We start from the raw sequence: 13,039 nt of genomic DNA on the forward strand, positions 1-13,039 counted from the left end.
CCGGTCCCGCACTGAGGCGGTTGCGGGTGACACGGTCGGAATGACCTGGGTGGGCGCAGGCCGTTCCGAGGCTCGGACTGCTACGGAGTCGCGGTTGCGGCCGGCTTCCACCAGGCGGCGGACGCGTCCCGCAGGGTGTTGGTGCCGCAGTGCACTTCGCCCATGCCGAGGTGGTAGGTGTACCAGTCGTCGATGTAGGACACCTTCATGCCGGCCCGCGCATAGGCCGCCGTGACGGCCTGGGTGAAGATGTCCTTGCCGCCGATGACAGGGCCCCACTGACGGGGAGCGAGGTAGCGGTCGCGGCTGAGAAGGATGCCGTTGACCGCTCCGGGCACGTACGCGCTCGTCGCGACGGTCGCCGGTGCGGCCGCGGCGGGGCCGTTCCCGTCCCCGGCCAGCCACCTCTGCTGCCCGTGCTGCTTCACCGCGTCCGGCACGGGCGCGTTCCCGCCCATCCGGGTCAGTCGCGGGACGCGGACGTCCTCCCCGCTCTCCGTCCGGGCCATCGAGCCGCGGGTGTAGAGAGCCGGCACGCGCACGATCTCGTCGTCGGTCACGCCGGTCTCGCGCTTGAGAGTCTCAAGGTTGGCCGCGATCCGCTCGGCCGCCAGCTTGTTGTCGTCGACCAGGTGTCGCGAGGCGAGGGCCTGGTCGATGGTGTCCTCGAGCGGCGGGGATCCCCCCAGGCCCGGGACCGAGAACATCCTGGTGTTCCCGTGGCCCGCGCGCTGGGCGTCACGCAGAAGTTGCAGGCCCGCCTCCGGATCGGCGACGCCGATCCGCCAGCCGCGGGGGGTGTCGGCGGGCAGGAACTGCACGAACTCGTCGACGTGTCCGACTTCCAGCCAGGACGTGTCCAGCAGCAACGGGTCCTGCAGCCCTTGGGACTTCAGCAGCGTGCGCATCGTCGCCGAGGGGCGCTGGCCGCTGTCCTTGCGCCATCCCATGATGATCCGTCCGCCCGGGAAGGAGCGGCCGTTGTGCGCGTACGGCGGGATGGTCTCCAGGTTTCCCATGGAGTTGAGCGACCAGTCCGCCGGTGCCGAACTGTCGAAGGCCTGCACGACTCCGATGTCCCGTCCCCTGACCTTCTCGAACAGCTCCCGGCCGGCCTCCCGGTCGGGTTGCGCCGAGCGCAGCATCACGCGCATCACGTGACGGCGGCCGTCGGTACCGGTCATGCTGACGTAGGCAGGCTCGACGAAGTCCTGTGCCCAGGGGTCCTGGTACTTGTCGAACGTCACCAGCGGCCGGGTGATGCCGGCCCTCTCCGCTTCCTTCTTCAGATCGGTGACGAACTTGCCCTGAAGGCCGCTCCAGTCCGCGTCGCGGTTCAGCTTGGTGACCATCATCTGCTGGGTCTTCTGGAGATGGTGGTGGGTCAGGAGGGGAGCCACGCGCAAGGTGACCGAGTCGGACGTGCTCCGGCCGCCCGCGGTCACGGTCAGCCGGATGACCATCCTGCCGTCCCACTTCCTGGTGTCCCTGATGACGTCGGTGGCCTCGACGCCGAATTCCACGCCGGAGCGCAGCTCAGCGGCCGACAGGCTCGTACGCGTCGTGATCAGGACCCAGTCGCTCCCCCGCTTGAGATACACGCGGCTGTGGTCGGCACCGGTGGTCACCTTGACGCTGCCCTTGGCTCCCGCCGGCAGGTTCCGCATCGGCACGGAGCGGATACGGGCAAGGTCGGCGGCGTCGGCCGAACCGTTGACGCGGGTGTCGGAGGCGTCGTTGCACGCGGCCAACTTGGCGTCGGACAGCGGCCTGCCGCCGGGTCCGGTGACCGGGCAGCGCTTGGTGTCGTCGTCGATGTTGGGCAGGTAGACCGCACCCCTGCCCACGGACCAGGTGTCCTCGCCCGATGCGTCGGTGCCGCCACCGACGTCGACGCGTCCGTCGCGGTTCACATCGGCGCGCAGGTCGGCCCGTGCGGCCGGCTCGGCGGCCGAGGCAGGTGAGAGCGGCGCGGCCAGGGCGGTTCCGACCGCGGCGAGCGCGAGAGCCACGGGTCCGGCAGGGACCGTACGTATACGTCTGTGTGAACGCACAGGCGTTCCTCCTCAGTTGGGGGGTGCACCGTGCAAGAGATGAAAAGTGCGCATGTGCGTTCACTGTTCTGGGAGAAAGTCCTGCCGAGGTTGCGGTGAGGGGGTCCGTCCCGCGAACGCGATCGCGGGAGTTGCCCCTCCGTTTACGCAACCCGCTTGGATCTCTCAGCGTCCAACTTCACGACAGACAGCTGTCGATCAACCGGGAGAGCACGTGGCGAAGAAGGACCGGACGACGGACGCGGCACAGGACAAGGACCGCGAGAAGTGGATGGCACGGTTCCAGGTACGACTGGCCATGCAGCCCGGTGTGGACCGGGCGATCGTGCTCCAGGCCGTCAAGGAGGTCACCGCACACTGCGCCGAGACGGGAGAGCACCCACGGACCGCTTTCGGCGACCCTGACGCCTACGCCGTACAGGTCGCCGCGCAGCTGGTACCGGAGGACCGAGCGGCACGCGCGAGGCGGAAGAACGCCGTGGTGGACGCGTTCGACTCCGTACGTGACGCGGTCGGCAAGATCGGCGGCCTGTGACCCGTTGAACGGGCCCCGCACCGCGGGTCACGAAGTCGGCGGCCAACCGCAGCGTCAACCACCTTGCTCTACCCGAGCCAGGCCTTCACCTTGTCAGGGTGGGCCTCGATCCACTTCTTCGCTGCTGCCTGCGGTGTCATCTTGTCGAGGGCGATGTATTTGGCGACGGTGTTCTGGTCTTCGTTGGTCCAGGTGAAGTTCTTCACGAGGTCGTAGGCAGGACTGCCGGATTTGGCGAAGCGGGTGCTGACGATCTTGTCGAGGGCGAATACCGGGTAGTCGCAGTCGACCTTCGCGGGATCGGCGTCGCAGCCGGCCGTGTGCTTGGGCAGGTCGATGTGGACCAGCGGCACTTCGGAGAAGAGCCACTGTGGCTCGTAGAAGTAGCCGATCACCCACTTCTTGTTCTTCTCCGCGTCCCGGAACGCCTGGATCAGAGCGGTCTCACTGCCCGCGTAGACGACCTTGAAGTCCAGTCCCAGGTTCTTGACCAGGGCCTCGTCGTTGGTCTGGTACGACGGGTCGCCGTCGAGGAGTTGGCCCTTGCTGCCCGACTCGGAGGTCTTGAACTTCGTGGCGTACTTGTCGAGGTTCTGCCAGTCGGTGATGTCCGGGTGCTTCTTCGCGATCCACGGGGGGATGTACCAGCCGATGATGCCCTTGTTGCCGGTCGGGCCGAGGTTGACGGCGGTCTTCTGCTCGGTGATGTATTTCTTCTTCAGGTCGTCGTGACCCCAGTTCTCCACGATGGCGTCGACCTCGCCGGTCTCGAAGCCCTGCCAGCCGATCTCTGCCTTCAGATCCTTCTGGACGACGTTGCAGCCGAGTTCCTTCTCCGCGACGTGGGTGATGACCGCGGCGTTCGCCTCGTAGCCGACCCACGGGCTGACCGCGAGGTTGAGGGTGCCGCAGTCGCCCGGCCCACCGCCCGCCGCCGAGGTGTCCTCGCCGACCTTCGCCCCGCCGCACGCGGCCAGGGTGAGGCCGAGGACGGCCGTGGCCGCGGCGCCCGAGCGCCACCGTCGTGCTGGTTGTGCCATGGTCCTGCTCCTTGTGGGCCGGGCGTCTCACGCCGTGCGGATGGTGGGGTGAAGGGAGGTCAGGTCATGTCCAGGGCGCAGCGGAACCCGACGTTGCCGGTTGCCGAGTCCGTGAAGAGTCCCTGCCGCGCGGCGACCCGGTAGCGGCGGCAGTAGGAGGCGTGGCACAGGTAGGAGCCGCCCTTGGTGACGCGCTGTTGTCCGGTGTGGGCGGCGGAGAACGGGTCCGCACACCACTCCCAGACGTTGCCGGTGGTGTTGTACAAGCCGAAGGCGTTGGGCTCGAAGGCGTCGACGGGGCACGTGCCGTACCAGCCGTCGGCCGTGGGGTGCCGGTTCGGGAAGTCGCCCTGCCACACGTTCATCCGGGGGCGTCCGCCGGGCTCCAGCTCGTCGCCCCAGGGGAACACCTTCGCGTGCAGGCCGCCTCGGGCGGCGCGTTCCCACTCGGCCTCGGTGGGCAGGCGCTTGCCGGCCCAGGCGCAGTAGGCGCGGGCGTCGTCCCAGTCGACGTGGACGACCGGATGATCCGGCCGGGTCTCCCAGGCGGAGTGCGGTCCGTCGGGCCTACGCCAGTCGGCGCCCTCGACCTGGCGCCACCAGGGGGCGGCCGCCACCGCCCGGGTGGGCGGGAAGTCGTCCGGGAGCAGCCCGGCGAAGACGAACGACCAGCCGATGCGTTCGGCGGAGGTGCGGTACCCGGTCTCGGCGGCGAACTCGGCGAACCGCGCGTTGGACACCGTGCAGGCGTCGATCCAGAAGGCGTCGACGGACACCGTACGCACCGGGCCCTCCCCGTCGGCCGGGTAAGCGAGTTCGTCCTGGCTGCCCATGAGGAACGGGCCGGCGGGGACAGCCACCATGCCCTCGGGCGTCGCCTGCCGGACCGCGGACAGCGGCGGACGCGCTCGGTCCGTGTCGCCGCCGCCGGACGGCATGCAGCAGCTCACTGCGCCCCCATCACACGCCGGTGCAGTCCTCCGTCGAACTCGGACGCCGTGGCGGTGTTCCGGTCGTCCAGGTCGATGCGGACGGTGTGGATGGTGCCGGTGAACTCGTTGTCGAGGGCGGGGTAGTCGTCGGTGACCGGGGTGCTCAGGTCGACACCGATGTCGAGGGTCTCGTCGAAGGAGAAGTAGTACGGGATGGTGCGTGCGACCCGTCCCCTCGCGTGCTTCTCGCCGTCCACCAGGAGTACGGCGGTTCCGCCCTGGCCGAACCCGCCGCCGTCGTAGCCGAACTCGAGCCGGATCTCGTGCCGTCCCGGCGTCAGAGGCTTCTCGCCGCACACGGTGTACAGGCTCATGCCGAAGTAGTTGTAGGCGTAGGCCGGCCTGCCTCCGGTGAGGTACAGGCTCCAGCCGCCGAACCGTCCGCCCTGCGAGATGATCACGCCGTCGGCGTCCGTGCCCGGCAGGTCGACGTCCGCGGTGATGCTGTGCGAGCGGTTCTTGACGTTGAGGGTGGTCTCCTCGGTGAATCGCCGCATCCCCGCCCGGTAGGTGATGGACGTCCGCGCCCCGAGCAGATCGATGCGGCCCGCCACGGCGGGGTTCTCCCGTTCCGTGACCCGGTCGTCGAGCGGGAAGACCTGGTACTTCGCCGCCTCGATCAGGAACAGGTCCCGCAACCGGCGCAGTTGCTCGGGATGTTCGGCGGCGAGGTCGCGCGCCTGGCTCCAGTCGTGGTCGATGTCGTAGAGCTCCCAGACGTCGTCGGCGAACCGCCGGTCCTTGTCCGGGACCATCTCCCAGGGGACGCCGTGCCGGGTGACCGCCATCCAGCCGTGGTGGTAGATGCCCCGGTTGCCGCACATCTCGAAGTACTGGGTGCGGCGGTGCTCGCTCGCGTCGGGATCGGTGAGCGTGCGCCGCATGCTCGTGCCCTCGATGGGCTGCTGCGGCACACCGTCCACGCTGTACGGCGCCGGGATGCCCGCGCAGTCCAGGATCGTCGGCAGGATGTCGATGACGTGTGAGAACTGGTGGCGCAGTCCACCGCGCTCGGGAACTCCGCGCGGCCAGTGCACGATCATGCCGTCGCGGGTGCCGCCGAAGTGCGAGGCCACCTGCTTGGTCCACTGGTAGGGAGTGTTCAGGGCCAGCGCCCACCCCGCCGGTGCGATCGGGTAGCTGAGCGGGCCGCCGATCTCGTCGAGGTGGTCGATCATCTCGTCCGGGTCGTCCACCACGCCGTGACCGAGCCGGTGCTCGACGATCGTCCCTTCGATGCCGCCCTCGCCGGAGGCGCCGTTGTCCCCGAGGATGTACAGGAAGAGGGTGTTGTCGAGTTCGCCGAGTTCCTCCAGCGCCTCGACGAACCTGCCGACCTGGGTGTCGGCGTGTTCGGTGAAGGCGGCGAACGTCTCCATGAACCTGGCCGACAGCCGGCGCTGGTTGTCGCTGAGCTCGTCCCAGTGGGGCACGCCCTCGGCCCAGGGCGCGAGTTCGGCCTCCTGGGGAACGACGCCGAGTTCCCTCTGCCGTTGCAGGGTCAGTTCGCGCTGCCGGTCCCAGCCGTGGTCGAACCGGCCGCGGTACTTCTCCTGCCAGGCACGGCCGACGTGCAGCGGGGCGTGTGCGGCGCCCAGCGCCAGGTAGGTGAAGAAGGGCCGGTCCGGAGTCAGCGTGCGCTGGGTGCGCACCCAGTCGATGGCGTGATCGACCAGGTCCTCCGAGAGGTGGTACCCGTCCTCGGGCCGGCGGTCGGGCTCGACGGGGGTGGTGCCCTGGTACAGCAGCGGGTACCAGTGGTTCATCTCCGCGCCCATGAAGCCGTAGAAGGTGTCGAACCCCTCCCCCGTCGGCCAGCGGTCGAACGGGCCGACCGGGCTGATCTCGCGCGGCGGGGTCTGGTGCCACTTGCCGAAGGCGGCCGTGCTGTAGCCGTTGCCCTGCAGGACCTGGGCCATGGTCGCCGCGCTGCGCGGCCGGAATCCGTTGTATCCGGGGGCGGCGGTCGTCATCTCGGTGGTGCCGCCCATGCCGACCGAGTGGTGGTTGCGTCCGGTCAGCAGGGCCTGGCGGGTCGGCGAGCACAGGGCCGTGACATGGAAGCGGGTGTAGCGCAGTCCGTCGTCCGCGAGTCGCTCCGCGGCCGGCATCTCGCAGGGCCCGCCGAAGGCGCTGGAGGTGCCGAACCCGAGGTCGTCGACGAGCACGATCACCACGTTCGGGGCCTGCTCTGGGGCGGGCAGCGGGCCGACGGGAGTGAAGGCGGTCTCCTGGTCGTGCACGTCCATCGCGGCGGCCGGCGGTCGGCGGGTATCCGGTCGGGGAAGTATGTGCCGCCCCGCGTCGAACTCAGTCATTCAATTCTCCGATTCGATGGCCCGGTGAAAAAATCGCCCCTATTTCCGCGGCCTCAATACCGGAGCCTGACTACTGACTGCCTGAATACCGACAGCCTGAATACCGACGCCGCAGGGTGTTATTGATGGACCTTCAAAATGCCCTGAACTGCGATGCAGTCAAGGTGTCAGCCACTGCGGGGCCGGTCAACGAGCCGGCTTGGATTGACGTGAACCGGTTTTGAATGAAGGCGGTAGAGATTATCTATACCTACTGGACATGTCCGTCGGGGGCGGGCGCGGACGCCAGGTCCACGAACGCCTCCGCGGCCGGGGACAGTTGACCCGAGCGCCAGACCAGCCGGCCGTGACGCAGCAGGCGCGGTCGGTGGGACAGCATCCGGGCCCCGCGCAGAGCGGCGTCCTGGGCCATGGAAGCGGGCAGCACGGCGGCGCCGACGCCGGAGAGGACCAGCGGCACGATCATCGCGCGGTGGGCGGTCTCCACCGCTATGCGCGGTGCGACCCCCAGTGCGGTGCACACGTCGTCGACCGCCGCCCGTGTCTCGGTGCCCGGCGGTGTCACGATCAGGTCCAGCGCCGCCAGTTGACGCGAGGTGATGGTGTTCCCCGCCGGGTGGGGATGGTCGGCGGGCAGCACCACATGCATCTCCTGCTCCGGCAGATCGATCCCGCTGAGGTCCGCCGTCGGCACCGACGCGTCCACCAGTCCCAGTTCGCACTCCCCGGCCCCCACCATCTGCGCCACGGCAGGGCCCCGTTCCGGATCGACCACGCGGACGCTGACCTTCGGATGGGCGCGATGGAAGCGGCCCAGCATGTCGGCCAGCGGGTCCACCGACAGCGTCGTCTGCGACACGATGTCGAGCCGGCCGCCGCTGAGCCCGAGGACCTCCCGCACCAGGGAACCCGCCGTGACGAGGTCGCGCAGGACCTGGCGGGCCGGCCGTACCAGCGCCTCACCGGCCGGGGTGAGAGAGACACCCTGCGCGAGCCGGTGAAACAGCTTCCCGCCGCATTCACGCTCCAGGGACCGGATGGCGTGCGACAGCGAAGGCTGCGCGACATGGAGCGCGTTGGCCGCGGCCGTGAACCCGCCGTGTTCGACGACCGCGATGAAGTACTCCAGTTGTCGTCGTTCCATCGCTTCTCCGTCGGATCCGTGCGCGTCCAGGGGCCACCGCACCCGCCGGCGCGCGAACGGCAGGCACAGTCTGCACCCGGCGACGCTCCGGCGCAGAGCCTCGTCCCCGGCTCCTGGCGACCCTCCGGTGCAGGACCTGCCCCCAAGCGACTTTGAACTCGCTGCAGGGACTTTGAACTCGCTGATGACAAAGTATGGACGGGCTCAACGAAAGTCCCCTACGGTATCGGCGCAACCGCACGAGTAACACCACTGCGCTCCCCGCACAGTGGGTAACTCGACCGGAGTGCGATCCGGCGGCCTCCGGTCCGTTCTGGAGGACCGATGCATCAACGGTGGTTCCGCCATGCCCGAAGACGACTCACCCCCCTGCTTCTCGCAAGCTTCCTCGTCGGAGGCGTGTGGACAGCTCCCCCGTCCGCCGCAGCGCCCGATGACATCCCGCCCCAGGAACCGGGCGTGACCCTGCGGGTGTTCGACACGCAGGTCCCGCTGAGCAAGCTGTGCACGCTCAAGCCGGGTCAGACGCCCAACCACGACAAGCTGATGCCGACCGTGGACTGGTCCACGACCGGCGATTTCGGCGGCTTCGCCGACAACTTCTCGGCCGAAGTGTCCGGCTACCTCGTCATCCCCGACGACGGCTCCTACACCTTTCGCCTGACCAGCGACGACGGCTCCCGTCTGACCATCGACGACCGGACGGTCATCGACCACGACGGGCTGCACGGGGCCGAGCCCAAGGACGGATCCGTCCAACTCACCGCCGGATCACACCCGTTCCGCATCGACTACTTCGAACGCGGCGGTGAGCAGCGCCTCGCGCTGGCCTGGAAGCCGCCGTCCGCGAGCGACTTCACCACCGTGCCGAGCGAGGCGCTGAGCACGGACGCCGGAGTGGTCCGGGTCACCGCTCCGGGGCGCAAGGAGTGCGAGTCGGGAGCGGACAGCCCGGGTGACGGACTGCCGCTGACCGACGTACGTCCCGACCTCACCCTCACCGACCTCCGACCGGACGGCTTCGAGCCCCAGGTCACCGGCATGGACTGGCTGCCCGACGGACGGCTGGCCATCACCACCTGGGGCGGCTCACAGACCACCACCGGCGAGGCGTACCTCCTCGACAACGTCACCGGCGACACCAGCCGCGACAAGGTGACCGTGAAGAAGGTGGCGAGCGGGCTGCGCGAGCCCATGGGCATCAAGTACGTCGACGGCTCCCTGTACGTCTCGCAGAAGCACGAGCTGACCCAACTGGTCGACACGAACCGGGACTTCGTCACGGACGAGTACCGCACCCTCGCCACCTGGCCGTACGGCGGCAACTTCCACGAGTTCGCGTTCGGGCTGCTCTACCGCGACGGCTACTTCTACGTGAACCTGTCCGTCGCCATCAACTACGGCGGCGCGACCACGACTCCGCAGCCGGCGCCCGGCCGCGGGACCACGTACAAGATCAGCAGGAAGTCGGGGAAGATCCAGCCGATCGCGGGCGGCCTGCGCACCCCCAACGGCATCGGCTGGGGCCCCGGCGGCGACATCTTCACCACCGACAACCAGGGCGGCTGGCTGCCCGCCTCCAAGCTCGTCCACATCAAGCAGGACCGCTTCTTCAACCACTACACCGAGCCGTCGGGCCCCTTCGACGACCGCCCGGTGACCGAACCGGTGCTGTGGCTGCCGCAGAACGAGATCGCCAACTCCCCCAGCACACCGCTGTATTTGACCAAGGGCCGGTTCGCCGGGCAGATGCTGCTCGGGGACGTGACCTACGGCGGGCTCCAGCGGGCCTACCTGGAGAAGGTGAAGGGCCAGTACCAGGGCGCCGTGTTCCGCTACACGCAAGGACTCGAAGCCGGCGTCAACCGCATCACGATGGGCCCCGACGGTGCCGTCTACGCGGGCGGGCTCGGCGCCGACGGCAACTGGGGCCAGGAAGGAAAACTGAAGTTCGGCCTCCAGAAGCTGACGCCCAACGGCGGCAACACCTTCGACATCAAGGAGATGCGCGCCGTCCCCGGCGGCTACGACCTCGAGTACACCCAGCCCTTGTCCCAGGCCACCGCGGAGAAGCTGGCCTCCCGCTACCAGGCCGAACAGTGGCGCTACACCCCCACCACGGACTACGGCGGACCCAAGATCGCCGAGGAACGGCTCAACGTCCGCTCGGCGACCCTTGCCGACGACGGCCGCACGGTCGCCCTGCGCCTGGACGGCCTCAAGCCCGGCCGCGTCGTGCACGTCCGCTCACCGCGCCCCTTCGCTTCCACGTCCGGTGAGACGCTGTGGAGCACGGAGGCCTGGTACACCCTCAACGCCGTGCCGGGCCAGCAGCCCCCGCCCGCCACGCTGTACGAGGCCGAGGAAGCCCGGCTGACGGGCACCGCCGGAATCAACAGGGACCACACCGGCTACTCGGGCAGCGGCTTCGTCGATCGCTACGGCACCGAGGGCAAGGCCGCCACCACCTTCGACGTCACCGTCCCGAAGGCCGGCGACTACGACGTGAACCTGCGCTACTCCAACGGCCCCAACCCCTTCCAGGGCACCAAGTCCCTCTCCCTGTACGCCAACGGCCAGAAGCTCGGACAGACCAAGCTCGCCTCGACCGGCGACTGGGACACGTGGTCGACCCAGACCGAACGGGTCACCCTGCGCGAGGGCAGGAACACCCTCGCCTACCGCTTCGACGCCGGTGACACCGGCCACGTCAACCTGGACCTGATCACCGTCCGCCCGCACGGCACCCGCGTCACCCTCTTCGACGGCACCGCCGCGTCACAGAGTCAGTGGCAGCACACGGACGGACGCGCCGTGGAATGGCCGCTGACCGACGAGCAGTCGATGGAGGTGTGCTGCGGCGACCTCCGTACGAAGGACGCCTACCAGGACTTCACACTGCACGTGGAGTTCCGCGTCCCACTCCTGCCGGACGACGTGACGGGCCAGGACCGGGGCAACAGCGGCGTCTACTTCCAGGACCGCTACGAGCTGCAGATCCTCGACTCCTTCGGTGACACGACCCTCGACACGAACGAGGCGGGCGCCATCTATCTCAAGAAGGCTCCGGACACCAACGCGGCCACCGCACCGGAGACCTGGCAGACGTACGACATCACCTTCCGAGCGGCCCGCTTCGACGCCGACGGCAACAAGACGGCCGACGCTCGGCTCACCGTCGTCTGGAACGGCCAGAAGGTCCACGACGACATCACGGTCGACGGCCCGACCGGCGGCGGCCGGCCGGAGGGCCCGTCGGCCGGGGCCATCCGCCTCCAGGACCACGGCAACAAGGTGCGGTTCCGCAACATCTGGGTGGAACCGCTGAGTTGAAGTGAGCCATGACCGCGACGAACGAGGGCGCGCCCACGAGGCTGTGGGCGCGCCTTCGCCGCGGAAAACCCACGAGCCATCTCATCCGAAGCCGACGAGGATGTGCCCGTGAACCCTGTGCTGTGCGGACTCGCCGCCAACCCGTCTCTGCCGCCCGAGCTGCTGGACCGTCTCATCGTGATCGCGGACACCGAACTCAGCGGCGAACTCGCCGCACGCACGGACCTCACACCGGCACAAGTGATCACCCTGGCCGCCCGCGGCGAGGAGATCGCCGTCCAACTGGCGTACGCGGGCCTGCTGACCGCCGACGCCATCGACCTCGCGACGCAGCCGTACGCCGCGCTCGCCCTTCTCGACGAGGGGACCGGCCGGCAGGAGTGGACGCGCCTCCTCGCGGCCCACCCGACCACCCGGTGCCGGGAGAAACTCGCCGCCTGCCCCGACCTCCCGCGCGACGTCGTACAGACACTCGCCGCCGACGAAGACATACAGGTGGTCGCGGAACTCGCGCTGTGGACCGGGCCGGACACGGCCTCCAAGCTCGCGCGACACCCGCACGCCGAGGTCCGGCGCGCGGTGGCAGCCAACGAATCGACGCCACCGGACGTACTGGAGATGCTGATCGCCGGCGCAGGGCTCACGCCGCCGCGGCGCTGCCTGGTGTGCGACGTGGAGGAGACGCCGTTCGTGCACGAGCCGTTCTGTCCACGGCCGCACTGTGACCTGCCCGCGGGCGCCGCCTGCGACGGCTCGCACCAGTCCACCGTGCACGAGATCCAGCGGATGGCGCTGCTCAACCCCGCCACCCCCGTGGACGCCGTCGTCCACTTCGCCGACCACCCTTCGATGCTGCTGCGCAGCGCCCTGGCAGCCCGGCCCGACCTGCCCGCATCCGTGAGCGCACGGCTCGCCGAGGACCCCCTCCCCGGGGTCCGGGCCGACCTCGCCGAGAACCCCGCCATCGACGACACCCTGATCCGGACGCTGGCCACCGATCGTGGCCACGACGTGCAGCGCGGCCTGGCCCACAACCCGAACGTGCCGCTGGAGGTCCTGGCCGACCTGGCGCACGCGACCAAGATCGGCCCCACGTTGGTGCCACGGATCGCCGCAGCCTCCCCGGAGGAGACCGCACAGCTGGCCGCATCGCCGGACCCTGCCGTACGGATGCTGGTGGCCCAACGACGTGACCTGCCGGCCGCGCTCCGCGACACACTGGCCGCCGACCCCGACGCCAAGGTGGCCAAGTCCATCGCGCCCCACCCGGGGCTCTCCGACACCCACCTGCGCGCCATGGTCGACCGTCACAAGGTCCAGGTGATCGCCAAAGTGGCGGCCAATCCGGACGCCTCTCCCGCCCTGCTGGAGGAACTGACGCGACACCAGCCACCAGTACGCCGGGTGTTCCGCGAAGTCGCCCGCCACCCGCACGCCACAGCCACCGCGCTCCTGACCTGCCTGACCGACCAGCGTGCCCGCCCCCTGGCCGCCGCCCACCCGAACCTGCCCCCAACCGTCATCACGGAGCTCCTCACCGATGCCGACGACCACGTGGCGGAGGCGGCAGCCGCGAACGCCTCGCTGCCCGCCGCTGTCATGGCAAAACTGGTGCCCTGAACA

General features: G+C 69.3%; 8 protein-coding genes. 3 read left to right on the plus strand and 5 right to left on the minus strand.

What is annotated here, in order from left to right; all coding sequences use genetic code 11:
* Positions 1 to 80: 80 nt before the first annotated feature.
* Positions 81 to 2,012, minus strand: coding sequence for a protein-arginine deiminase domain-containing protein (locus ACGFW6_RS07320; protein WP_393505605.1), 1,932 nt, complete (start codon positions 2,010 to 2,012; stop codon positions 81 to 83).
* Positions 2,013 to 2,268: 256 nt separating this feature from the next.
* Between ACGFW6_RS07320 and ACGFW6_RS07325 the strand changes: the two genes are divergently transcribed.
* A complete protein-coding gene (locus ACGFW6_RS07325; RefSeq protein ID WP_393505607.1) occupies positions 2,269 to 2,589 on the plus strand; it encodes a hypothetical protein in 321 nt (106 codons plus the stop codon).
* Between the two features lie 68 nt (positions 2,590 to 2,657).
* On the opposite strand, the gene ACGFW6_RS07330 is transcribed toward ACGFW6_RS07325, so the two are convergent.
* From ACGFW6_RS07330 to ACGFW6_RS07345, 4 genes are all read right to left on the minus strand, one after another.
* On the minus strand, positions 2,658 to 3,629 hold the full coding sequence (locus ACGFW6_RS07330) for a glycine betaine ABC transporter substrate-binding protein (RefSeq protein WP_393505609.1): 972 nt from the start codon (positions 3,627 to 3,629) through the stop codon (positions 2,658 to 2,660).
* 59 nt (positions 3,630 to 3,688) lie between these two features.
* Complete coding sequence (locus ACGFW6_RS07335) at positions 3,689 to 4,567, minus strand: formylglycine-generating enzyme family protein (protein WP_393505611.1); 879 nt, start codon at positions 4,565 to 4,567, stop codon at positions 3,689 to 3,691.
* Between the two features lie 8 nt (positions 4,568 to 4,575).
* Positions 4,576 to 6,939, minus strand: a complete 2,364-nt coding sequence (locus tag ACGFW6_RS07340; RefSeq protein WP_393505613.1) for an arylsulfatase — start codon at positions 6,937 to 6,939, stop codon at positions 4,576 to 4,578.
* Positions 6,940 to 7,189: 250 nt separating this feature from the next.
* A complete protein-coding gene (locus tag ACGFW6_RS07345) occupies positions 7,190 to 8,083 on the minus strand; it encodes a LysR family transcriptional regulator (protein WP_393505615.1) in 894 nt (297 codons plus the stop codon).
* Positions 8,084 to 8,407: 324 nt separating this feature from the next.
* On the opposite strand from ACGFW6_RS07345, the gene ACGFW6_RS07350 reads away from it, so the two are divergent.
* Both ACGFW6_RS07350 and ACGFW6_RS07355 read left to right on the plus strand, forming a co-directional pair.
* Positions 8,408 to 11,416 carry a family 16 glycoside hydrolase gene (locus ACGFW6_RS07350; protein ID WP_393505617.1) on the plus strand — a complete coding sequence of 1,003 codons (3,009 nt, stop codon included), beginning with the start codon at positions 8,408 to 8,410 and terminating at the stop codon, positions 11,414 to 11,416.
* Positions 11,417 to 11,524: 108 nt separating this feature from the next.
* Complete coding sequence (locus ACGFW6_RS07355; RefSeq protein WP_393505619.1) at positions 11,525 to 13,036, plus strand: hypothetical protein; 1,512 nt, start codon at positions 11,525 to 11,527, stop codon at positions 13,034 to 13,036.
* The last annotated feature ends 3 nt before the right edge of the window (positions 13,037 to 13,039 follow it).

Origin of the sequence: Streptomyces sp. Y7 (assembly GCF_043195415.1) — a bacterium.
Taxonomy (GTDB): Bacteria; Actinomycetota; Actinomycetes; order Streptomycetales; family Streptomycetaceae; genus Streptomyces.